The organism is Neorhizobium petrolearium, from assembly GCF_017873175.1.
GTDB classification, from domain to species: domain Bacteria; phylum Pseudomonadota; class Alphaproteobacteria; order Rhizobiales; family Rhizobiaceae; genus Neorhizobium; species Neorhizobium petrolearium.
The window spans coordinates 58955-80218 of sequence record NZ_JAGGJW010000021.1; the positions used below are offsets into that span (position 1 = coordinate 58955).

22 protein-coding genes and 2 pseudogenes are annotated in these 21264 nt (G+C 60.9%); 11 read left to right on the forward strand and 13 right to left on the reverse strand.

Features of this window, described 5'->3' with window-relative positions:
* The first annotated feature begins 103 nt into the window (after positions 1-103).
* Positions 104-1144, forward strand: coding sequence for a zinc-dependent alcohol dehydrogenase family protein (locus J2046_RS29905; protein ID WP_210058063.1), 1041 nt, complete (start codon positions 104-106; stop codon positions 1142-1144).
* Positions 1145-1214: 70 nt separating this feature from the next.
* A pseudogene (locus tag J2046_RS29910) lies at positions 1215-1553 on the forward strand (site-specific integrase); the annotation flags it as partial.
* A gap of 106 nt (positions 1554-1659) precedes the next feature.
* Here the strand turns inward: J2046_RS29910 and J2046_RS29915 are convergent.
* The gene (locus J2046_RS29915) at positions 1660-2370 is read right to left on the reverse strand and encodes a GntR family transcriptional regulator (protein ID WP_210058065.1); all 711 of its coding nucleotides are present in this window, start codon (positions 2368-2370) and stop codon (positions 1660-1662) included.
* Between the two features lie 230 nt (positions 2371-2600).
* Between J2046_RS29915 and J2046_RS29920 the strand changes: the two genes are divergently transcribed.
* The 7 genes from J2046_RS29920 (at position 2601) to J2046_RS29950 (ending at position 9465) form a co-directional block, all read left to right on the forward strand.
* Positions 2601-4181 carry an ABC transporter substrate-binding protein gene (locus J2046_RS29920; RefSeq protein WP_210058067.1) on the forward strand — a complete coding sequence of 527 codons (1581 nt, stop codon included), beginning with the start codon at positions 2601-2603 and terminating at the stop codon, positions 4179-4181.
* A 1-nt stretch (position 4182) separates the two neighbouring features.
* Positions 4183-5196 carry an ABC transporter ATP-binding protein gene (locus J2046_RS29925; RefSeq protein WP_411828568.1) on the forward strand — a complete coding sequence of 338 codons (1014 nt, stop codon included), beginning with the start codon at positions 4183-4185 and terminating at the stop codon, positions 5194-5196.
* Positions 5193-6209: an ABC transporter ATP-binding protein gene (locus J2046_RS29930; RefSeq protein ID WP_210058071.1), complete on the forward strand. Its 1017-nt coding sequence runs from the start codon at positions 5193-5195 to the stop codon at positions 6207-6209. The genes J2046_RS29925 and J2046_RS29930 overlap by 4 nt, the downstream gene beginning before the upstream one ends.
* A gap of 1 nt (position 6210) precedes the next feature.
* The gene (locus tag J2046_RS29935) at positions 6211-7146 is read left to right on the forward strand and encodes an ABC transporter permease (RefSeq protein ID WP_210058073.1); all 936 of its coding nucleotides are present in this window, start codon (positions 6211-6213) and stop codon (positions 7144-7146) included.
* A 47-nt stretch (positions 7147-7193) separates the two neighbouring features.
* On the forward strand, positions 7194-8093 hold the full coding sequence (locus J2046_RS29940) for an ABC transporter permease (RefSeq protein WP_210058075.1): 900 nt from the start codon (positions 7194-7196) through the stop codon (positions 8091-8093).
* 48 nt (positions 8094-8141) lie between these two features.
* Complete coding sequence (locus J2046_RS29945) at positions 8142-8960, forward strand: sugar phosphate isomerase/epimerase family protein (RefSeq protein ID WP_210058077.1); 819 nt, start codon at positions 8142-8144, stop codon at positions 8958-8960.
* 367 nt (positions 8961-9327) lie between these two features.
* Positions 9328-9465, forward strand: coding sequence for a ChaB family protein (locus J2046_RS29950; RefSeq protein ID WP_411828569.1), 138 nt, complete (start codon positions 9328-9330; stop codon positions 9463-9465).
* A 45-nt stretch (positions 9466-9510) separates the two neighbouring features.
* Here the strand turns inward: J2046_RS29950 and J2046_RS29955 are convergent, their stop codons facing one another.
* The 7 genes and pseudogenes from J2046_RS29955 to J2046_RS29985 all read right to left on the reverse strand — a co-directional run bounded on the left by J2046_RS29955 (position 9511) and on the right by J2046_RS29985 (position 15835).
* Positions 9511-10068, reverse strand: coding sequence for an HPF/RaiA family ribosome-associated protein (locus tag J2046_RS29955; protein WP_210058079.1), 558 nt, complete (start codon positions 10066-10068; stop codon positions 9511-9513).
* A 341-nt stretch (positions 10069-10409) separates the two neighbouring features.
* Complete coding sequence (locus tag J2046_RS29960; protein WP_210058080.1) at positions 10410-12305, reverse strand: diguanylate cyclase domain-containing protein; 1896 nt, start codon at positions 12303-12305, stop codon at positions 10410-10412.
* A 747-nt stretch (positions 12306-13052) separates the two neighbouring features.
* The gene (locus J2046_RS29965; RefSeq protein ID WP_210058082.1) at positions 13053-13511 is read right to left on the reverse strand and encodes a cupin domain-containing protein; all 459 of its coding nucleotides are present in this window, start codon (positions 13509-13511) and stop codon (positions 13053-13055) included.
* A gap of 333 nt (positions 13512-13844) precedes the next feature.
* Positions 13845-14009 carry a DUF3309 family protein gene (locus J2046_RS29970; protein WP_210058083.1) on the reverse strand — a complete coding sequence of 55 codons (165 nt, stop codon included), beginning with the start codon at positions 14007-14009 and terminating at the stop codon, positions 13845-13847.
* A gap of 256 nt (positions 14010-14265) precedes the next feature.
* Complete coding sequence (locus J2046_RS29975; RefSeq protein ID WP_210058084.1) at positions 14266-14469, reverse strand: CsbD family protein; 204 nt, start codon at positions 14467-14469, stop codon at positions 14266-14268.
* Positions 14470-14737: 268 nt separating this feature from the next.
* Positions 14738-15434 (reverse strand): annotated as a pseudogene (locus tag J2046_RS29980) (VIT1/CCC1 transporter family protein).
* The gene (locus tag J2046_RS29985) at positions 15431-15835 is read right to left on the reverse strand and encodes an OsmC family protein (protein ID WP_210058085.1); all 405 of its coding nucleotides are present in this window, start codon (positions 15833-15835) and stop codon (positions 15431-15433) included. The pseudogene J2046_RS29980 and the gene J2046_RS29985 overlap by 4 nt, the downstream one beginning before the upstream one ends.
* A gap of 538 nt (positions 15836-16373) precedes the next feature.
* Here J2046_RS29985 and J2046_RS29990 point away from each other — a divergent pair.
* Both J2046_RS29990 and J2046_RS29995 read left to right on the forward strand, forming a co-directional pair.
* The gene (locus J2046_RS29990) at positions 16374-17426 is read left to right on the forward strand and encodes a sensor histidine kinase (protein WP_210058086.1); all 1053 of its coding nucleotides are present in this window, start codon (positions 16374-16376) and stop codon (positions 17424-17426) included.
* A gap of 68 nt (positions 17427-17494) precedes the next feature.
* A complete protein-coding gene (locus J2046_RS29995; protein ID WP_210058087.1) occupies positions 17495-17887 on the forward strand; it encodes a response regulator in 393 nt (130 codons plus the stop codon).
* Between the two features lie 267 nt (positions 17888-18154).
* Here the strand turns inward: J2046_RS29995 and J2046_RS30000 are convergent, their stop codons facing one another.
* The 5 genes from J2046_RS30000 to J2046_RS30020 form a co-directional block, all read right to left on the reverse strand.
* Entirely contained in the window at positions 18155-18625 is a 471-nt protein-coding gene (locus J2046_RS30000; protein WP_210058088.1) for a nuclear transport factor 2 family protein, read from the reverse strand.
* A gap of 105 nt (positions 18626-18730) precedes the next feature.
* Positions 18731-19057, reverse strand: a complete 327-nt coding sequence (locus J2046_RS30005) for a nuclear transport factor 2 family protein (protein WP_210058089.1) — start codon at positions 19055-19057, stop codon at positions 18731-18733.
* Between the two features lie 13 nt (positions 19058-19070).
* Positions 19071-20054, reverse strand: a complete 984-nt coding sequence (locus J2046_RS30010) for a saccharopine dehydrogenase family protein (protein WP_210058090.1) — start codon at positions 20052-20054, stop codon at positions 19071-19073.
* Between the two features lies 1 nt (position 20055).
* Positions 20056-20451, reverse strand: coding sequence for a VOC family protein (locus tag J2046_RS30015; protein ID WP_210058091.1), 396 nt, complete (start codon positions 20449-20451; stop codon positions 20056-20058).
* A gap of 15 nt (positions 20452-20466) precedes the next feature.
* Positions 20467-21210: an SDR family NAD(P)-dependent oxidoreductase gene (locus J2046_RS30020; RefSeq protein WP_210058092.1), complete on the reverse strand. Its 744-nt coding sequence runs from the start codon at positions 21208-21210 to the stop codon at positions 20467-20469.
* Positions 21211-21264 lie beyond the last annotated feature (54 nt).

Below are 21264 nucleotides of genomic sequence, written 5' to 3' on the forward strand. Positions count from 1 at the left end.
CAGGGGCGAACTCGCCGGCATTGATAGGGGTCAAGGCGATTTGCTCCTATGGTGCGATGTTGATCGCAAACGGCGTGTCGTCGCCTTAACCAGGAGAAACACCATGAAAGCTCTCGTCTATGAAGGACCGGGTAAGAAAAGCGTGCAGGAGAGGCCTGTCCCGAAAATCGCGGCACCGACTGACGCGATCGTCAAGGTCACCCGGACGACCATCTGCGGCACCGATCTGCACATATTGAAAGGCGATGTGCCGACCTGCACGCCCGGCCGCATCCTCGGGCACGAGGGTGTGGGAATTGTCGAGGACATCGGCGCCGGCGTGACCCAATTCAAGAAGGGCGATCGGGTATTGATCTCCTGCATCTCATCCTGCGGCAAATGCGAATATTGCCGGCGCGGCATGTATTCCCATTGCACCACAGGCGGCTGGATCCTCGGCAATACGATCGACGGCACCCAGGCCGAATATGTGCGTATTCCTCATGCCGATACCAGCCTTTATCCGATCCCGGATGGCGCTGACGAAGATGCGCTCGTCATGCTGAGCGACATCTTGCCGACCGGCTTCGAATGCGGTGTCCTGAACGGTAAGGTGCAGCCCGGCAGCACGGTTGCCATCGTCGGATCCGGGCCGATCGGGCTCGCCGCGCTGCTGACCGCGCAATTTTATTCGCCGTCGGAGATCATCATGGTCGATCTCGACGAAAACCGGCTTGAGGTGGCGAAACGTTTCGGCGCGACGGAGACGGTCAAGGCGGATGGAGAAGCGGCGAAACGGCGCATCTTCGATCTGACCGGTGGCAAGGGTGTCGATACGGCGATCGAGGCCGTCGGTGTCCCGGCCACCTTCGAATTCTGCCAGGAGATCATCGCGCCTGGCGGCGTCATCGCCAATGTCGGCGTACATGGTGTAAAAGCCGATCTGCATCTCGAAAAGCTGTGGTCGCAGAACATCTCGATTACGACCCGGCTGGTCGACACGGTCTCGACGCCGATGCTTTTGAAGACGGTGCAATCAGGCAAGATCGATCCGAAGAAACTCATCACCCACCGCTTCAAGCTCGACGCGATCCTCGATGCCTACGATACCTTTTCGAGAGCGGCGAGCACGCAGGCGCTGAAAGTCATTATCGAAGCGGCCTGAATCCGGCGAAGCGAAAAAAGGCCAGGCTGCAGTTGTCTGCGGTCTGGCGTTTCCTAATGTCTGGCGGCGGCGGCCTGTCGACTCGCTCAACGCCGGGCTTGACCTCGGCAGGATCGAAAGTAGCAGTGTGTTCCGGGCGATTGATCGCTTGGGAAATGTCTCGCAGCGTACGCTTGATCCAAAGGCGATCAACGACATCGTCAAGCAGCGGCCGCAGATGGCAGGACTGGACCCGGCGGAATTTTTCGACCATGGCTTACGCTCCGGTTATCTCACCGAAGCGGCCAACCGAGGCATCGCGCTCCCAGAGGCCATGGAGCAGTCCTGGCATTGATCCGTCCAGCAGGCGTCAGAATACGACGACCATGCGCAGCAGCGTAGTGGCAGGGCCACCTGGATGCTGTCCTGAATGTCCGGGCCGCGGCGATAGGCCTGGCCAGTACATAGCGCATGACCTCCAGATTTCATTGATGCACGGAAATTCGCGCAAGAGACGAAACCTGCGCTGCGCGCGATCAACGACCCTCGGCCTGGAACGACAGCCGAATAAGCTGACTGTTCATCGCAGCCTTCTGGCACTCCAGCAGCAGACCATTGTCGATGCGTCCGGTCGAGTGAACCACCAGTACCGGCGCATTGGCCGGGCACTGCAGCAGGGCTGACTCCCGTTCCGTCGGCAACCGCGCCGCTACAGTGGTCGACACGCGGCGCAACTGGCCAAGCCCTTCGCGCCGTGCGATTTGCGTCAGGGAATCCGTCTCTTTCAGCTTTCTGTCCAGGTCCACCACGAGATCGGCGCGTATGTGCCGCACCGTCAGGATGAACGGCACTTCGTCGCCGAGGATCAGCGTGGTGACGCGCAGCAGGAGATGTCCGCTCTTGAGGTGGAGGATGTTGGCGATCTCCTGGTCTGCCGGCACTTCTTGGCTTTCCACCATGCGGATGGCGGAGCGCACGCCTTGCTGGTCCAGCACATCGCGAAAACGGGAGGTTGCATCCACTTCATAGGTCAGTCCGGTCTGCATGACGAAGGAGCCGCGACCGTTCACGCTTCGGATCAATCCCTCCTGCGACAGCGCCAGATAGGCGCGCCGCACCGTGTTGCGGCTGACGCCATACTGTTCGGACAGATCGAATTCAGGCGGAACCTTGCTGCCCGGCAGCATCTCCCCCACCAGAATGGCCTTCTTCACCGCCTGATATACCCTGAACCATTGCGGCTCCATCAATCGTCCCTGACCCCTGAAATTCCATAGCTGTACCTACAGCTGTCATGCGCGTTTCACAATGAGCCCTTAAGGAAATTCGCATCGCGGCGGGCACACCGAAAGTGAACATTCCGCCGGGCAACGCAGATCATCGTCACGTCATCATCGACGCTTCATCACGCCGGACGCGGGTCTCTCGCGTTATTGCGGCACGCCCCTTTGCTTGCCATTTTCAGAAGGTCAAGAAAATGACTGGAATCACCCGTCGCCATCTCCTTTCCCTTTCGGCAGCGTCAACGGCTGCCTTTGCCATGCCGCGTTTTGCCTCGGCACAATCCGCCGATCGCCCCGCCGTGACTGTTGCCGTTCAGCGCATTTCCACCTCCAACACGCTGGAAATGCTGACGGAACAGTCGAACGTCGGCGCTCGCATCTACACGAGCTATGCCGAAACCCTGCTCGGCAATGACTGGATCGGCGACATGTCGTTGCAGCCGCAACTGGCGACCGGCTGGAAGCGCCTCGACGATCGAACGGTCGATGTGGACCTGCGCGAAGGCGTCAAGTTCCACAACGGCGACGTGATGACCGCCGAGGACGTGGCCTTCTCCTACGGTCCCGACCGGATGTGGGGCGGCGGATCAGTCGAGGTTCCCGACAACGTCAAGGCCGTGGCCCGCCAGGCACTTCCTGCCTTCGAGCGGATCGAGGTGCTCGGGCCGCACAAGGTCCGGCTTCACAACGGCTCCATCGACCCGGTTCTCGAAGGTCGCCTTTCGGCCTCGATTGGCATGATCGTCAGCAAGCGCGCCTTTCTCGAAGCCAAGAGCTGGATGGACTGGGCGCGCCAGCCTGTCACCACGGGTCCCTATTCGGTCGCCGAATACAAGCCGGATTCCGTCCTGACGCTGGCCGCCTTCGACGATCATTGGGAAGGTCGCCCGCCGCTTCGCCAGATCCGTTTCGTGGAAACGCCGGAAACGGCCTCGCGCATCAACTTGCTGCGCTCCGGCGGCGCCGATTTCGCATGCGACATCCCCCCGGACCAGATCGCAACGGTGGAGGCCGACAAGCGCTTCAAGGTTGTGGGCGGCCCGATCAACAACACACGCTACACCGTGTTCAACAAGTCTCATCCGGTGCTGGCCAATCCGCTGGTGCGCCAGGCGCTGACCCATTCCGTCGATCGCGAACTGATCGTCGAATCCCTGTGGAGCGGACGCACCGAAGTGCCGCGCGGCCTGCAGTGGACCTTCTATGGCGACTTCTACATCGCCGATCACGAAAACCCCGCCTACGATCCGGACAAGGCGCGCGCCCTGCTGCGCAAGGCAGGCTACAATGGCGAGCCTATCCCCTACCGGGTGCTTAACGACTACTATACCGCCCAGACGGCCACCGCCCAGATCAACACGGAAAACTGGCGTTCGGTCGGCCTCAACATCAAGCTGCAGATGGTGGAGAACTGGGGCCAGATCAGCGAAGGCGGCCCGGAAACCCGCGGCATCCACGATTGGTCGGCGGCAGCCAGCCTGCCGGACCCCTATGTACAGATGTCCGGCTCCTGGGGCCCTGCCGGTTCGCCTTGGCGAAACAACCAATGGCGGAACGAAGAATTCGGCAATCTCTCCAAGGAACTCGGCTCCAGCACTGATCGCACCCGCCGCATCGCGGTGTGGCGCCGCATGCTGCAGATCATCGAGATTGAAGATCCGGCCTATGTCGTCCTGCACCGCAACGCCTCCTTCACCGCCAAGCGCGCCGATATCAAGTGGGTTCCCTCCCAGTCCTTCGTCATGGATTTCCGTCGCCACAACTGGAGCGCCTGAGGTGATGGCTTTCGTCGAGATCCAGAACCTCTCGGTCGCTTTCGGCCGCTCACCGGCCTTGCGGGGCATCAATCTTGCGGTCGAGCGCGGCGAAGCGGTCGGGCTGGTCGGCGAGTCCGGTTGCGGGAAGTCCGTGACCTGGCTCGCAGCACTTGGCCTGTTGCCTGCCTCAGCAACGGTGCGCGGTTCCGTTCTCATCGATGGCACCGAGATTCTCGGTGCCCCGAAGGCGCGGCTGGAGCCGGTGCGCGGCGGACGGATCGCCATGATCTTCCAGGATCCGGCGGCGAGCCTCAATCCCGTCCATCGCATCGGGCGTCAAATCGGCGAGGCGCTCGGCCTGCATCGCGGCATGACCGGGCAGAGGGCGAAGGCGGAGGTCATCCGCCTGCTGGATCAGGTCGGTATTCCCGATGCGAAGAACCGCATCAATGCCTATCCGCATGAACTCTCCGGCGGGCAGAACCAGCGCGTGATGATCGCCATGGCGCTGGCCGGTGAGCCGGAGCTTCTGGTAGCCGACGAACCGACAACGGCGCTGGATGTCACCATCCAGGCGCAGATCCTAGATCTTTTGACCACGCTCCGGCGCGATACCGGCATGGCGCTGGTGCTGATCTCGCATGATCTCGGCGTGGTGTCAGAAACCTGTTCGCGCATTGCCGTGATGTATGCCGGCCGGATCGTGGAAGAGGCGCCAAGCGCTCAGATTTTCACCCATCCAAGCCATCCCTATACGCGCGGGCTGATGGGGGCCTTGCCGCCGCTCAGCGGCGCGCGGCGCCGGCTGGTAGCCATTCCCGGCAGCGTGCCGGAGGCGGCGCATATGCCGCAAGGCTGCGCCTTCGCGCCCCGCTGCAATGCGGCAACCGACCGCTGCGCGGAGGTCGATCCGGTGCCACTGCCCCTGACGCAGGACCATAGTGCAGCCTGCATCCATGCCAGACCATACCGCCAGGCAGGCCATCCGTCGCATCATCACGCTGCGACGACGCGCGAAAGGGCCATGCAATGAGTGCGGGCACGGCAGATCTGCTCGAAGCGCGTGATCTTGCGCGCAGCTATACGGTGCGGCGTGGGCTGCTGGGGCGCCCGACCGCCGTGCGGGCCGTGGACGGGATTTCGCTCCGCGTGGCGCGCGGCGAAACGCTGGGGCTGGTCGGCGAATCCGGCTGCGGGAAATCCACCACGGCGCGGCTGGTGCTGGGCATCGAGCCGCCGGATACCGGTTCTGTCATCTTCGACGGAAACGCCATGCCGCCCAGCGGCACGGCGGCCTGGGCGAACCTTCGCCGGCGCATGCAGATGGTCTATCAGGATCCGCTGGCGGCCCTCGATAGGCGTCTGGCCGTCGGCGTGCAGATTGCCGAGCCGCTGGATATTCACCGGATCGGCACCGCAGCAGAACGAGAGGAACGGGTCGCCGCTGTGATGGCGGAGGTCGGTCTGCAGCCGCATCATGTCGCCCGGCATCCGCAATCTCTGTCCGGCGGGCAGCGCCAACGCGCCGTGATTGCCCGTGCGTTGGTGACCAATCCGGATCTACTCGTGTGCGACGAGCCGATCAGCGCGCTCGACGTCTCGATTCAGGCGCTGGTGCTGAACCTGCTGACCGACCTGCAGGAGCGGCTCAAGATGGGCATGCTGTTCGTCAGCCACGACCTCCGGGCCGTACGCCAGATCAGCCAGCGCGTCGCGGTGATGTATCTCGGCCGGATCGTCGAGGAAGGCGATCCGGATGCGGTGCTGCACGATCCCGCTCATCCCTACACCCAGGCACTCGTCTCGGCCATTCCGCATCCGGGCAAGACGACGAACCGGGTCATCCTGCAGGGTGATCCGCCCAACCCCGCCAATCGCCCGACGGGCTGCGCCTTTCATCCGCGCTGTCCGGTCGCCACGGCGACCTGCCGGACTGAGACCCCGGAACTGAAGCCGCGCCGCAGCGACGGCCGGCGCGTCGCCTGCCATATCGCACACGGGGAGGCGGCAGCCGCCCGTGCTCCCGCTTTGCTGGAGACCTGCTGACATGCTGCATTACCTTCTTTCCCGGCTGCTGCGCGCTGCCGTCAGCATCATCATGGTCGTCACCTTCGTTTTCGTCGTTCTGCGCATGTCGGGCGATCCGGCCATGGTGATCATGGGCGCCGATGCACCACCGGAGGCAATCGACGCCTTCCGGAAGTCCTGGGGTCTCGATCAGCCGCTATGGATCCAGTATTTCTCGTTTTTCGAGGCCGTCTTCAGCGGCGAACTCGGCCGGTCCATGCGCGATGGTCGCGATGCGATGGCGGTGGTGCTGGAGCGGGTTCCCTCGACGCTGGCGCTCACCATGCCGGCCTTCCTGGTGAACCTCATCGTGGGCGTTCCCGCCGGCGTCTATGCCGCGCTTCACCGCAACTCGCTGATCGATCGCTGCGTCATGGTGATGGCGGTCACGGGCTTTGCCGTGCCCTCCTTCATCCTGGCCATGCTGCTGGTGTTGATCCTCTCCGTCAATCTCGGCTGGCTGCCCTCGGCCGGGCAGGACAGCTGGCTGAACGCCATCCTGCCGATTGCCACCATGGGCTTCGGCGGCGCCGCCCTTCTGGCGCGCTTTACCCGCAGCGCCATGCTGGAGGTGCTCGGCCAGCCGTATATCCGCACGGCAAGCGCCAAGGGCCTGCCGTGGTCGGCCGTGGTCTGGCGTCATGCGCTGCAGAATGCGGCCATTCCGACCATCACCATCATCGGTTTCATGCTGGGCGGTCTCGTCGCGGGTGCCGTTGTCGTCGAGAGTGTCTTCTCCTGGCCCGGCGTCGGCCGGCTGCTGGTCATCTCCGTCGCCAACCGGGACCTCGCCATCGTGCAGGCCATCGTCCTGATGATCGCCATCACCATGGTCGCGGCGAACATGATCGTGGACGTTCTCTACGGCCTGGTCGACCCGCGCATGCATGGGCAGGCAAGGCCGGCGCGCCGCTGATGATCCACACCGTTTCCTGCCCGCGCTACCCTTGAAGGAGCCAGAACATGGCCGATACCACCTCCTCAACCGCCGCGGCCGGCGGTTCCCCGATGGCGCGGTTGAGGTCGCTGCTGGAGCGCCTCAACCGCATGCCGATCCTGATCACCATTGCCTTCCTGTGGCTCGTTTTGATGCTGACGATCGCCGTTTCGGCCGACCTGATCTCGCCCTACGGTTTTACGCAGATGGACCTGCGCAACCGACTGAGCCTGCCGGTCTTCATGGGCGGCAGCTGGAGCCATGTGCTCGGAACGGATGAACTGGGGCGCGACGTGCTGTCCAGACTGATCACCTCGATCCGCATGAGCCTGCTGATTGCCTTTGGCGCCACCATCATCGGTGCCGTGATCGGGGTGATGCTGGGGTTCGTCGCGGCGCATTTCCGCGGGATCGTCGAGCAGGCCGTTCTGGCGCTGGTGGATTTTTCCGCCGCCATTCCCTTCCTGGTGCTGGCGCTGGCGGTGCTGGCCTTCTTCGGCAACTCGCTGGTGCTGTTCGTCTGCCTGCTCGGTTTTCACGCCTGGGAGCGCTATGCGCGCATTGCCCGCGGCCTTGCGATCAGCGGCCGGATGCATGGCTATGCGGCGGCCGTGCATCAGCTGGGGGCCTCGCCCTGGCGCCTCTACGGCCGCCACATCCTGCCCAATATCGCCTCGACCCTGATCGTCTCGATGACGCTCGCCTTTCCGGAAATCATCCTGCTGGAAAGTGGCCTCTCCTTCCTGGGGCTCGGCATCCAGCCGCCAGGCACCTCTCTCGGCAACATGGTCGGTTTCGGCCGCGAATATCTGTCGTCCGCCCCATGGATCATGCTGGCGCCGGCCTTCGTCATCACCGCCACCGCGCTATGCGTCTCGCTTCTCGGCGACTGGCTGCGCGACCGGCTGGACCCCACGCTTTCCTGATCTCCCTCCCCCGCAGCATGCTGCTCGACACCATAGAAGGACCATACCATGTCTGATCTGCCCATTCTTGGCGCCGCCATGACGTTGAAGGACGTCGAACTGAACCGGGACTGGCTGCTGGAGAAGCCGCGCGATCTCGAGCTGCAGGATTTTGTTCCGGCCGAAGTTCTCTGCGGCGACTGGCAGCCGCTAGTGGAGCGTGCAAAGCAGCTTCTTGACGGCCATCAGGGCCGCCTCGGCATGCACGGTCCCTTCATGGGCCTCAATATCGCCTCGGCCGATCCGGATGTGCGGGCACTGGTGGCGCGGCGCATGGAGCAGGCGCTTGACGTCGCGGCCGCGCTCAACATCACCCAGATCGTCATCCACAGCCCCTATACGACGTGGATGCACAACAATCTCGACAACTGGCCGGAGCAGCGCCAACGCGTGTTCGAGATGACGCACCAGACGCTGGATGCCGCGGTCAAGCGCGCCGAGGACGAAGGCCGCGTCTTCGTGCTGGAAAACATCGAGGACAAGGACCCCGCCGACCGCCGCCGTCTGGTGGAAAGCTTCAACTCGCGCGCATTCGCGCTGTCGATCGATACCGGCCACGCGGCCTATGCCACCGGTTCCACCGGCGCGCCGCCGGTCGATTACTTCGCCAATGACGCCGGCAACCTGCTGCAGCACGTGCATCTGCAGGATGCCGATGGCTATGCCGACCGTCACTGGCCGGTCGGCCACGGCAACATCAACTGGCGCGCCTTCTTCGTTCGCCTTGCCGGCATCACCTCCAATCCCCGTCTGATCATCGAGATCCGCGACAAGTCGCAGATCCAGGCCTCTGCGGCCTATCTGGCGAACCTCGGCCTCGCACAGTAACTGGTCTCGTGCAGGATCGATTTCAACCTTGGTCGGAGGATAGTAGAGTCCGCCGTGCTCGCGCTTGTGGCTGCGTGCTACCCCGACCGGGGCAGTTCAGGGTTCGAAGCGTGCAGCACCAGGGCCGGTCGAATTACGACAGGAACGAAGAGCAGCGCCATCCTATAAGACCGATCCCACCGCCACGCGACCCAATCGCCTTCCAAAATTGAAGAGCATTGCGTTTCCTAAGTTTGGTTTGGAGAATCTCGCCCCTCCCGGCGGCGGCTGGGGAAGCTGAGAGCCCGATTGGAGCCAATATGCCTTACGCCACGAATTCGGATTTACCCCATCGGTTCGGCACGCCTTGCCTCAACATGCTTAGGATATCTGTCGCGAGACCTTCAATCATGCGTTCAAGGCGCATGCCGGCGATCCGCGTCAGGAAGAGGTCGCACACCGGGTTGCATGGGCGGCCGTCAAGCGTTCTTATGTCAAGATCGGCGACAGATGGATAGCCCGTTGAGATGCACCCGTTGTCGAGGCGGTTTGTATCGTTTCGGCGTCCGGTTTATCTCTTGCCCATGAACCTCACGGTGCTGGCCTGGTCACCCTTTGTGCCTTGTTCTTCCGCAAACGTGACGTGCATCCCCTTTTCCAGGTCATCAAAACGTGTGCCTATCACGCTATTGCAATGGAAGTAGATCTCACGGCCATCGGACGTTGCAATGAAGCCGAACGCGCCCGCATGATCGATCCGGGCGATCGTGCCCGACGGCTGCGGCTCGTGGTATTTCACCTCCCCTTGAAGCTTCTTTGCCTCGTCCTGCAATTGCCGCCTCGCGCGCTTGAAGGCATCATTGATGGCAAAGTTCAGATCGGAATGGCGCTCGTCGCCGTGATCGATGTGGTCGACGGCAACTTCCCGACCATTCGGCAAGGTTAGATGGATGCGCACATCGTAAAGGCCGCCTGTGCGATGTCGCTTGCCTGGCCCGGTTACGACGACACGGCAATCGGTAATCCGCCCGAAGCGTGTTTCAAGTTCGCTCACATGATCTTTCAGGGCAGCCTGAACAGCGGGTGAGATTTCCGCTCCGTGACTAGCGATTTCGACTGGTGTTTCCATGGTTCATCTCTCCTTGCCCCGATTTTCCGATCCGGCTTCGGGGGAAGCGTTCGTCCGCGTGGCCGGCTATCGCTTCGCGACCTGAACCGCACGCAATTGACTGTTTGTATTTCTACCGCCGGGTTTTCACCCGACATTGACGCCAGTCAAAACGATGTCTTCGGCCCCAAGCGCGGTGATGAACATTGCGGGAAGAAGGACGAGACGCAGCTTTTCCGTCCGGCCGGGCCATTCGTTCTCGGCATAGGGGTCTTAGTCCCCGCAAAATGTCGTCCAGGAGGTTATCCGCCTTAATCACGGGAACTGTCGAATGGTTTGAGGAGCGAGCGCCTACCGGAAACTTATGACGCAGCCCCCGAATTGGGTTTCAAGTAGGACTGCTCTCCACAGACAACCTGATTGCGTCCAGCATTCTTTGCACGGTAGAGCGCGGCATCGGCCTCGCTAAACAGGGCGTGCGTGGTGACGTCGGCTGGCGCTTCTGGTGGCAAAGTGGCCAGTCCGACACTGACCGTGACATGACCAGCAGGCGGGTTGCCTTCGTGAGCCAACGCCAGCCCACGCACTTGCAGGCGAATTCTTTCTGCGACAGCCCATGCCCCTTGGATGTCCGTGTCGGCAAGCAGAACCGCGAGTTCCTCACCGCCATAGCGGGCGACGATATCGCCGGGCCGTTTGACGCAATTGCTCACGACAGCGCCAATCTGCCTGAGGCATTCGTCCCCTGCGGCATGGCCGTAGGTATCGTTAAACTGCTTGAAACGGTCGGCGTCGATCATCAGGAGAGAAAGTGGCGTGCGGTTCCGGCGGGCGCGCTGCATCATTTCCCCAAAGCGGGTGTTGAAGAAGCGCCGATTGGCAAGCTTCGTCAACTCGTCAGTATTGGCCAGAGCGTCCAGTTCGTCCTGCTTCTTCTTGTGTTGTGTAACGTCTCGCGTGATCGCAACAACCCGGGTCGCGACTGCCTTTTCCCGAGACGGCAACTTGCTCAATGCCGTCTCAAGCCAGACCTCCTCGCCATCCGGCTTGGTATGCTTGATGATGAACTTCTCCTGCGTCGAGCCGTCCTGCAGTCGTTCGGCTGCAGAGCGCACCGTTAACTCAGCATCCTCCGCCATGCCGGCAAACACACTTTTCCCGATGAGCCTTTGAGGTTCGATGCCCAAAATCTGCGTTGAAGACGGAGAAACATACTCCCTGATGCCGGCCTCGTCGAAACGTGCAATGACGTCGCTTGACGATTCCGCCAGCAAACGAAATTCCGCTTCGCGCGCCGCCAGCTGCGCTTCACTCTCCCGGCGCAACTTCAGTTGATGGCGCCAATGCACTGCCGCCAGGATCGTCACGACCAGCAAGACGGCGGCGTAGAACCAGCGGGCCTTTGCGGTTCCCGTCCACTCCAGGAAAACTTCCCGTTCGGAGGCCGCGGCAAGCACGACGATGCCAGTGCGTCCGCTTTGATAGAAGCCGCCGATTCGAACTTTCCCATCGACGGGCGACTGATAATCATAAGCGCCAACGGTCCTTACCTTGAGGTGATGGGCAAACAGTTCGTGCGCAGAAATATTGCTGCCAAGGAGCGTTTCCTCCATCGGACCGCGGGCCATGACGATGCCGTCCCCGCGAAGCAGCAGGAATGATCGGTCGCTCGAAACACCAAAGTTCCGGAAGACGTGGATGAAGTGATTGACGCGAATGGTGGAGACGACGACGCCCCCGAAAGAACCATCCGGCAACACCACCCGCTGTGAAATCGGCAGCACCCACTGATGGGATAGTCGGCTCTTGATCGGTTTGCCCAGAACGGGCAGCCGGAAGGGACTGGACTTATGAAGCCGGAAATATTCGCGGTCGGCGTAATTCATCTTTGCCGGCGGGTCGTCGGCTGATGTCGCAACCATTTGCCCCGTGGCATCGATATAGGAGAGCGTATCGAGGGTCGGAGACGCCTTCATCTGAAACGCGATGGCCGTCTCGATTTTCGCGGGCATCTCAGGATGTTGCTGCTCGTCACGGATCTCGGAAATCAGACTGGCAAGCGACAGCCATGACATCTCGATCGTGTCGTCGGCATGTTGCGTGATTGCCTCCGCCGTCTGGGTCAGGCTCGTCTCGACACGTACAACCTGCGCCTTCCAATTGGCGTACTCCCCCCAACTCAAAAGGGCAACGAAAGCAAAAAATCCAAGGACAACAGCAGCCGTCGTTAGCGCGGATCGGAATGTTGCAGCTTGCATCGTCGGTCTCCGGAGGCCTTCGGAAGCCCCAGGTCTGCGGTTGTATCTCATTGAATGCTAAACAACAAAGGTCTCGCCAGGATGAAATATCACTCACGAAAACACGGAAGGAACGAAAGAACCACGATTTTCATACCTTGAGCGGGTAAGGATGAGCTTCATATGCGGATCAGTCTCCACCCCGTCCACGAGCTCACGTCACCGATTTTCCCCTCCCCTTAGATGGAGACCGAAGATCGGGCGCCTAAAACGTCGTTCAGCATAGATGGGGTAGTCGGCTTTGTGCCCATCTTCGCCGACCGGAAAGGAAGGTGCTGCGCTCCGAGCTGATGATAAAACCTGGTCGTGCCGATCCCGGAGAGAAGCGCGGGCCGCGAAACGACACTGATCGCTGTACAAGTTGGAAACGGCCGGTGGCAGTCAGAAGCACTTCCGCTTCTGTAGAGCAGCGACTTCGGCTGAAATGCTCCAAAGAACGAACCCGCTCGCGCGGGAGGGAAGGCGCAGGCCTTGAGACGTGTGCCCCGTTGACGGCATCGGTGAGGCTTTAATCGATCAGAGGTGACGGGCGGACGAAGATCTCCGAGCATGAAGGGGTCAACCTTCAGCTTGAGAGGAGCATCCGATGACCGTCCCCCATTCACATCCGTCCGGCAGCGCGCTTCGTGAGCGCATGATCATCATCGAGACCTTCGAGCGCGGCAGTACCGCCCCTCCAACAGCCTGGTCATGCTTGTTTAACTGGAGCTATGTTGGCTGCATTGACCAGCTCGCTGGCTCGTCATTCTTGTCGGAAGAAGCGGCTGCCGCCGTAGGATGCACTTTCCCCGGGGCGTGGTGGGCCGGAGCATAGATCGCGTAAACCTGCATTGGCGTCGCCCCAATATTGGTAATGTTGTGCCAGGTCCCCGCTGGAACCAGGACGCACCAGCCCTCTGAAACTTCTTTATCAAAGGTCAGTTCGTCCTTCGCTACCCCCATCTGCACTCGGCCGCGGCCAGCGTCGAGGCGCAGAAACTGATCGGTCTCCGGATGCACTTCGAGGCCGATGTCGCCGCCGACGGGGATCGACATCAATGTCACTTGCAGGTAACGCCCGCTCCAGGCGACAGAACGGTAGTTTGTATTTGCCTTCGTCGCGCGTTCAATGTCGAACGATTGCGGCTGCGGCCCAATGTCTTCGATCTTGTCTGTAGTGTTGGCCATAGTTGATTGCCTCCTTGAGATTGCGGCGGTTCACTTCCTAGTCGGCTCTCGGAGACGTCACCGTTGGCCGCCCGGGAAACCCTGCCTACGTCAAGCTGAAATCGCTTTCGATTCGGAAATAGAGATGCGCGCCCTCGTAGGCCAACGGCTGTGGACTTGGCTTCAATGCTCTGGGCTCCCGCCAATCATTACGAACCTGAAGCAGTTCCCAGGCGTGCTGCCTTCCGCAAATTTCTGACGCCCCGGCGTCGATTTCGGTCAAGTATGTTCGCTTCCAAACTCCGGGAATGCGCCGCTTACCGTCCGTATCATCTCGCGCGTCACACGAGTTTTCTAAATGCGGCCCATCAGGAGAAGCACGATGAGAACGATGAGTATGATACCGATCACGCCCACCCCACCATGTCCATAGCCGTACCCGTAGCCGCCGAAGCGGCCTGAAAAGCCTCCCGCCAAGAAGATGACGAGCAGAATTATTAAGATCAAGCCAATAGACATAATCTGTCCTTTCCGGTGAAAGAAGTTACTATTTCTTTCGAATTGAAAGTCCCTGGTCATCCACAGTGATATCCACACCACTGGTGGTCTTTTGTTCCTGATAGTAAAAATAACTTAGCGCGGTTACGACCACAACGAGCGCGCCGATGATTAAGTAAAGCATGTTGCGATTCATGCGCGTTCCCCCGCGAATAGGTATCCAGCGACGGCCCGCCCTGCCAGAGCGCAGTGGGTTAGCAGGGATTGACCTAATCGATCACCACTTCTGCGAGTTGTACCAGTCGTCGATTTCCTTTTGCGCCTGGTCTTTCGCGTAGCCATACCGCTCCTGGATCTTTCCCTCCAACTGATCACGACGCCCGGAGATCACGTCCAGATCATCGTCCGTGAGTTTGCCCCACTGTTCCTTTGCCTTGCCCTTGATTTGCTTCCAATTGCCTTCGACACGGTTCCAGTCCATTGCAATCTCCCTTTACGGCTTCATGCCATCGAAGATCATCCTCCGCCTTGCCCCGAATACCGCTTTGATTCAGATCAAGTTTCGTCGCTACTTTCTATTGAAGAAGCGGGCATCATTCCCGCTTCTTCAAAGTGCATGGTTCAAGCCACATACAATCCGTGGCAGAGGCCATCCTTGTTTCAAAGATACCGCCAACTGTCCGAGCGTTTGATTGCACAGCTTTCAATCATGACCCGGATCAGGTCGCGTTGAACTGGCGGCCTTCGCCTCAGACTGCCGTCCCCACCAGCGCGCCGATTCCCGCGGTCAGCGCCATTGCAAATGCACCCCAGAAGGTAACGCGGGCAGTGGCTTTGAGGATATGCGCACCGCCAGCCTTCGCTCCGATTGCGCCAAGCAGGGCAAGAAACAGCAACGACGCGATTGCAACGGAGTAGATCAGCATCGAGGGGGGCGAGAGTACGACCATGAGCAGGGGCATTGCGGCCCCGACCGCGAAGGTGGCAGCCGAGGTCAACGCCGCCTCGATCGGCCGGGCAGCCATATGTTCGACGACGCCGAGTTCGTCACGCGAATGCGCGTCGAGGGCGTCGTTGGCAGTCAACTGCACTGCAACCTGTCCCGCCAATTCTGGAGTAAGCCCACGTTTGACGTGAATCTGTGTCAGTTCCTCAAGCTCGGCTTCCGGAAACGTCTCCAGTTCCAGCCGCTCCCGCGCGAGATCGGCCTGTTCAGTGTCCGCCTGCGAACTCACCGACACGTATTCACCGGCGGCCATGGACATCGCGCCTGCGACGAGACCGGCAACGCCAGCCACCAGGATTTGTTGGGTATTGGCGGCGGCCGTGGCGAACCCCCATGATCAGGCTTGCTGTCGACACGATGCCATCATTCGCGCCCAGCACAGCTGCCCGAAGCCAGCCGATGCGCGACACGAGGTGGTTTTCCCGATGCAGACGGCTCATGATTTCCTCCTGATCGTGCCATCGAGGCGTGCCGCCGCGGCGATCGTGTTCGAGATCGTGCCGTATTTCCGGACGTTCTGGTGCAGCAGTTCCAGTCGCCGATCGCTCTCGTCGGTATCGACAACGAGTTCATAGTCAACCGAAACTATCCTTGGAGGCGCATCCTGCCGGATCGCGTGCAGGCCGACCTCGACGCCGGAAAACCTGAAGTCCAGGATGGGTGCCACGCGCTCGATGCCTTTGATCATGCATGCGGCGATCGCCGCCAGCAGCAATTCGGCCGGATTGAAGGCACCGGGAGAACCCGCCAGCCCGGTATCCAGCTTGACTTCCGCCATCTTGGCATTGGCCACACTGCCCTCTGCGTCGATTCTGCGGGCCGTAATCCGGTATTCCAGCATGTGGGCTTTCCCCTTCGATGAGCGTGACAGATGGCCGGCGACTGGCACCCTACCACGCGATACTGGGACCCGCTTGACCCTGATCAAGAAGCAGAACGATGTCGCTCGATCGAGGCCGCGCTCGCAAGTCCTGCGACGCGAATCCCGATCGGGCAGACAAGCAACTCAGCGGGCGGCGCGCCTTTACCTGGGCTCGATGCGGGGTACGCGCCGTCAGGGTCGCGTCAAGCCACAAGTGCGTCAGACCCTCGGCCACGCGGTGAGGCAATATGCTCGAAAGGCGGAACAGCGTCGCCGCGATTTGCAGTGCCTGCGACACTCGTCCAGCCGGAAGGCGGCCATTCAGCCACATCTCCGCCAGCCTGGCCAGGGGTGCGGTGCCCCGCGACACCAGCATGGTTCCCATGGGATATTTGGATGCAAGGATAACGTCCAGGCGTGTTATAGTGGTATTGTCGAATTTGCTCATTCCGGCTTTTCGACACGCCTGCCGAGTCATGACTTGCTCCGTGAGTCTTCGGTCCATGAGGGCCATTTCATGCTACAGACGCCTCCAGTGCATCTCGAAGCGGCCAGCACTCTTGCTGTGGTGGTATCATCCATCGAACCATTGCTTTTCCTGTCCGACGATCTGAAGGTCATCGCAGCGAGTGCATCGTTCTGCCGGGCCTTCGAGATCGACCCAGCGTCAGTCCCCGGTATGCGGCTCAGCGATCTTGGAGCTGGGGAATGGGCGATGCCCAAGCTTGAGTCACTTCTCAGCGCCACTGCTTCGGGAAGTGCGAACATCGAGGCTTACGAAATAGACCTCAAGCGACCAGGCAAGAAGACCCGCCAGTTGGTCCTTAATGCGCGAACACTCGACGACGGCGACCTCGAACATATTCGCTTGCTCCTCGCCATAGCCGACGTAACCGACGCCCGCGCCGAAGCCCGGCTCAAAGATGACTTGATCCGTGATAAAGCCATCCTGCTGCAGGAGGTCCAGCACAGGGTCGCAAATAGCCTGCAGATCATTGCAAGCGTTCTAATGCAAAGCGCACGCCGGGTTCAGTCGGACGAAGCGCGCGGGCATCTTCACAACGCACATCACCGGGTGATGTCAATCGCAGCCCTGCAACAGCAACTCTCAAGGTCTCTTGGAGGCACGGTTGAGCTGCGCGCCTACTTTACTCAGCTGTCCCGAAGCCTTGGCGCGTCGATGATAGCTGACCCTGAACGGCTATCGATCAAAGTGGCGGTCGATGACAGTGTCGTGGATGCTGATGTTTCCGTGAGCCTGGGCCTAATCGTAACCGAACTCGTAATCAACGCCCTCAAGCATGCCTTTCCAGACAAGGGAATAGGCAAGATCGCGATCGATTATCGATCGTCCGGTGGCGACTGGACGCTTTCCGTTGCGGACAACGGTATCGGCATGCCCGCAGGCAACGATGCACCCAAAGCCGGACTAGGGACTGGTATCGTGGAAGCGCTCGTGAAGAACCTGGACGGCAAAATTGAGTTGAGCGACGCAGGTCCAGGTACCGTGGTCACGATCAGCCATAGGGACACCACTGACCTCGAAAACGACCTGTCGTCAGCGGTGTAGGAACCGAACGCTATTCAGGAAATTTACTTCGGAGCCTAGCGGCTCACCCCTCATGCATCGAGTGAACAATGAAGAACGGCAAACCGGTTGTCCTGGTCGTGGAAGACAGTCCGATGATACGAATGGGTGCCGTCGATCTAGTGCTCTCGGCGGGCTACGAAGCGCTTGAGGCTGGCGATGCCGACGAGGCAATTCGCATCCTTCAGTCGAGAGCCGACATCGATCTGGTGTTCACCGATGTTCAGATGCCGGGAACAATGGACGGTATCAAATTGTCCCACTACATCCGCGATAGGTGGCCGCCCGTGAAGCTGATCGTCGCATCCGGTGCCGCCATTATCGAGGAGAGCATGCTACCCGGCGGGAGTCGCTTCTTTTCAAAGCCCTACGACGAACTCACCATCACCGAGGCGATGGCACAACTGCTTTCGCACCAGCATCCGCACTTCCCTATTTCATGAATTAGTCCCGTCAAACCAGGTCACAAAAAATAGGCTCGACACCTGGTTGATCAATGGCAGCTTCGGGCCGAAAGGTGTCGTCCGCTTCGCGCCAAAAGGGGACATGTCGCTACCCCGAGCCACCTTCAGCTCCTGAGCCGCCGGCAAGGCGGACTGCTGCGGCGTTCTGTCTGGCTACTGAACGCAGGGATATAGGGATAGGGATAGGGATAGGGAGACGGCGGCGGAGACAATGTCTCGCCGCCGTTCTCTTTGAGCACAAAGAGGCTAGATACCAGACAGAACGCCGATGTCGCCGGAGCGCCAGACGTTGTCGACCGTGTTGCGGATGATGACCCAGAGGTCGCCGTTCCTCTTTAGTTCGACGTCGTAGCGGTTTTTCATCAGGTAGTAACGAGAGGGATCGTTGCGGGGAACGTGCTGGGCTTCGACCAAAACGTCCATGCGTGCAGTGTCCTCGTGGATCGTCACCCGCGGATTGCTGACGGAATGCGTCGTGTCCAGGTTAGCAAGCGAGGTAGTGAGCGCCGAGACGATGTCATCCCGGCCCTCGATAACCGGATATTCGAAGCCGGCCTTGGCAGCAGCCGGCCGGAAGTCGGAGACGGCATTCTCCGCCAGCGATGAGGCAAGGAGATTATTGTCGCGAAGATCGATACCGGCGGTGAAGCGATAGAGGGCCTCGACGACCGCGAGCCTGTCTGCGGCATCATGTGCGAACGATGGCGATATGGTCATGAATGTGCTCCTTGTCGCGCCAGAGGTGTGCGAAATGCACGCCTTCCCGGCAACGGCGCGGTGTGCGCCGATGTTTATGTTTCGATAGGACGGGTGGTTGGTTTGCTATTCGAGATCGGCGTCGATGCGCTCAATCAGACCGTCGGGATTGATCGCGACCTTCAAAATCCCGATCTCGTGTCCGAAACCGCCTGTAAAATCGAGGCGGACGTCCGAGTGGAAGTCGTCGATTTCTTCGATGGACAGCAGCCTGCTGCTGGTGCTGTAGCCGACGAAGAACCGCTCGAGGTATTGGTGGACACCACCTTGGCCTACAAAGGTGTCGCCGACCGAGACATCGTCGATGACTGCGTCGGTTGCGAACAGGGACAGCGCCCCTTCGACATCAAAGGCATTGGCGGTCGCGATGAAGGACTCGACGAGCTTCTGCATGGTGCCGAGCTCCTCAGACATCGATGATAGCCGTGTCGGCAATTGTCTGCGCGAAGCCGCTTCCGAAGAGGCCTGTGGGTGTCTGGAAGCCGGGACGGAATTCGCCACCCAGGACGCGCCGGCCAGCCTCGGCTGCCGCCATCGCCGTAAAGGTGTAGCCGTTGACCGTATCGAGGATGGAACGGGTGACCTTTCCATCTGCCCCGGTGACTTCGATGGATGCCTGGTAGCGGTTCGCCAGCCGGTCCTCTTCACTCGGTCCGTCCGGGAGAGCCGAAAGGTCGCCCTGCGGGAAGCCATCGCCGGTGACATGTACGAAGGTTTCCACGTCGGGGACGCCTGTCGCCTGCCAGATGGTGATAAGATCGGGCAGCGTGACCGGGAAGCAGTCGACCGGACCCTTGCCGAAATCGAACTTGCGGGTGCCATCGGCGGCAATTGCGACAAGTTCGCCGTCCACCCTCGCTAGGGTCTCGACGGTAACGTTCTCCATGGCGCTGATCGCCGATCCCCGTGAAAGTCCACCTGCAACATGCAGCGCGATCCCGATCTTGCGAGCGTCGTTCACCCGCGAGACCGCATGTCCGGCGAGACTGCCGAGCATGGCAACGCTGCCACCTCCGCCCGGCATCAGCATGACGCCTGCGGCCTTGGCCTCGTCGTCGAGGGCTTCGGCCAGCCGGTAGCTGTCGAGTTCGGCCGCCGTGTCGAGATAGTGCACGCCATCGCGGATCGACGCCAGCATCAGCGCATCGGCGGTACGCATGAATGGCCCTGCGCAGTTCAGGAGAGCGGAGATGCCGGCCAGACCGGCATCGATCGCCGCTGTATCGTCGAGGCCGAAGACGCGGTATTCGACGCCGAGTTCTGCAGAAAGTTTGGAGAGGGTCGCCTCGTTGCGGCCGGCGAGAAGGAGAGATGTGCGGGCCGTCTTCGCATGTTCCGCCGCCATGCGGCCGGTATAGCCGGTCGCGCCGTAGATCATGAGTTTTGTCATGTCAGTGCTGCCATTCCTTGTAGACGAATTCGAGGCTGTAGCCGTCAGGATCTCGAACCTGGGCGGCGTAGTAGCGGGGGTCGTAGTGGAGCTGCGGTCCCGGCGAATGGATTTTTGACGCACCCGCGGCGATGGCGGCGGAATAGGCAGCGTCGACCTGGGAGGTACCGTTGGCGACGAAGCCGATATGAGCGGCACGGCCTTCGACCACGCATTCGCGCAGCCAGAAGAACACCCGGCCGTTCGCGCCGAACCCTTTCAGGTCTGGATGGCCGGGCGGCCCGTCTTTACCGTCATAGTCGTGCGCATGGACGATCCCGAGCGGTGCCATCGTCGCCTCGTAGAAGGCGATCGACCGATCGATGTCGCTGACGGAAATGAAGACATGGTCGAGCATGCTGACCTCCTCTGCTCAGATGATGTAGCCGCCCGAAACCTCGATGTTCTGGGCGTTGATCCAGCGGTTCTCTGCCGACAGGAGACTGGCGACGACGCCACCGATCTCCTCCGGCTCGCCGACACGGCCGAGTGCGGTCTGGCCTGCCAGCATGGCCTCGAACTCATCGTTCAGCCCGCCGCCGAGCTCCGTGCGGATTGCGCCGGGTGCGATCGAGTTGGCCCGGATGTCCCGCTCGCCGAACTCCTTGGCCATGTAGCGGGTCAGGACTTCGAGACCACCCTTGAAGGAGGCATAGGGCGCAACGCCTGCGGTCGCGACGCGCGAGGTGGCGCTGGTGATGTTGAGGATCTGGCCGCCGTCCGCCATCAGCGGCAGCAGGATCTGGGTCAGGAAGAACGGCCCCTTGAGATGGACGTTGAAGAGGCCATCGAACTGTTCTTCCGTAACAGTAGCAATCGGAGTGAAGAGGCCGTATCCGGCATTATTGACGAGATGGTCGAAGTCACCCCGGCCGAAGACGGAACGCAGTTTCGATGCAACCGAATCCCGGAAGGCCGGGAACGCGCCGATGTCGCCGACGTCGAGCTTCAGGGCGACGGCCTGACCGCCGCTCCCCATGATTGCCTTCACGACATCGTCCGCCTTTGCAGGATTGCTGTTGTAGGTCACGACGACACCCATGCCCTTATCCGCGCATTCGATGGCTGTGCTGGCTCCGAGACCCCGGCTTCCCCCGGTGACGATGACGATCTTCATGGCTGCTTTCCTTGGCTGTTTGGTGTGACTGGAAGCTAGGCCTCTATCGTCCCG

Excerpts from the sequence above, each read along its gene's own strand:
- J2046_RS29905 (WP_210058063.1), top strand. The coding sequence starts at position 104 with ATGAAAGCTCTCGTCTATGAAGGACCGGGTAAGAAAAGCGTGCAGGAG.
- J2046_RS29915 (WP_210058065.1), bottom strand. The coding sequence starts at position 2,370 with ATGGAGCCGCAATGGTTCAGGGTATATCAGGCGGTGAAGAAGGCCATT.
- J2046_RS29920 (WP_210058067.1), top strand. The coding sequence starts at position 2,601 with ATGACTGGAATCACCCGTCGCCATCTCCTTTCCCTTTCGGCAGCGTCA.
- J2046_RS29930 (WP_210058071.1), top strand. The coding sequence starts at position 5,193 with ATGAGTGCGGGCACGGCAGATCTGCTCGAAGCGCGTGATCTTGCGCGC.
- J2046_RS29935 (WP_210058073.1), top strand. The coding sequence starts at position 6,211 with ATGCTGCATTACCTTCTTTCCCGGCTGCTGCGCGCTGCCGTCAGCATC.
- J2046_RS29940 (WP_210058075.1), top strand. The coding sequence starts at position 7,194 with ATGGCCGATACCACCTCCTCAACCGCCGCGGCCGGCGGTTCCCCGATG.
- J2046_RS29945 (WP_210058077.1), top strand. The coding sequence starts at position 8,142 with ATGTCTGATCTGCCCATTCTTGGCGCCGCCATGACGTTGAAGGACGTC.
- J2046_RS29955 (WP_210058079.1), bottom strand. The coding sequence starts at position 10,068 with ATGGAAACACCAGTCGAAATCGCTAGTCACGGAGCGGAAATCTCACCC.
- J2046_RS29960 (WP_210058080.1), bottom strand. The coding sequence starts at position 12,305 with ATGCAAGCTGCAACATTCCGATCCGCGCTAACGACGGCTGCTGTTGTC.
- J2046_RS29965 (WP_210058082.1), bottom strand. The coding sequence starts at position 13,511 with ATGGCCAACACTACAGACAAGATCGAAGACATTGGGCCGCAGCCGCAA.
- J2046_RS29970 (WP_210058083.1), bottom strand. The coding sequence starts at position 14,009 with ATGTCTATTGGCTTGATCTTAATAATTCTGCTCGTCATCTTCTTGGCG.
- J2046_RS29975 (WP_210058084.1), bottom strand. The coding sequence starts at position 14,469 with ATGGACTGGAACCGTGTCGAAGGCAATTGGAAGCAAATCAAGGGCAAG.
- J2046_RS29985 (WP_210058085.1), bottom strand. The coding sequence starts at position 15,835 with ATGCTGGAATACCGGATTACGGCCCGCAGAATCGACGCAGAGGGCAGT.
- J2046_RS29990 (WP_210058086.1), top strand. The coding sequence starts at position 16,374 with ATGCTACAGACGCCTCCAGTGCATCTCGAAGCGGCCAGCACTCTTGCT.
- J2046_RS29995 (WP_210058087.1), top strand. The coding sequence starts at position 17,495 with ATGAAGAACGGCAAACCGGTTGTCCTGGTCGTGGAAGACAGTCCGATG.
- J2046_RS30000 (WP_210058088.1), bottom strand. The coding sequence starts at position 18,625 with ATGACCATATCGCCATCGTTCGCACATGATGCCGCAGACAGGCTCGCG.
- J2046_RS30005 (WP_210058089.1), bottom strand. The coding sequence starts at position 19,057 with ATGCAGAAGCTCGTCGAGTCCTTCATCGCGACCGCCAATGCCTTTGAT.
- J2046_RS30010 (WP_210058090.1), bottom strand. The coding sequence starts at position 20,054 with ATGACAAAACTCATGATCTACGGCGCGACCGGCTATACCGGCCGCATG.
- J2046_RS30015 (WP_210058091.1), bottom strand. The coding sequence starts at position 20,451 with ATGCTCGACCATGTCTTCATTTCCGTCAGCGACATCGATCGGTCGATC.
- J2046_RS30020 (WP_210058092.1), bottom strand. The coding sequence starts at position 21,210 with ATGAAGATCGTCATCGTCACCGGGGGAAGCCGGGGTCTCGGAGCCAGC.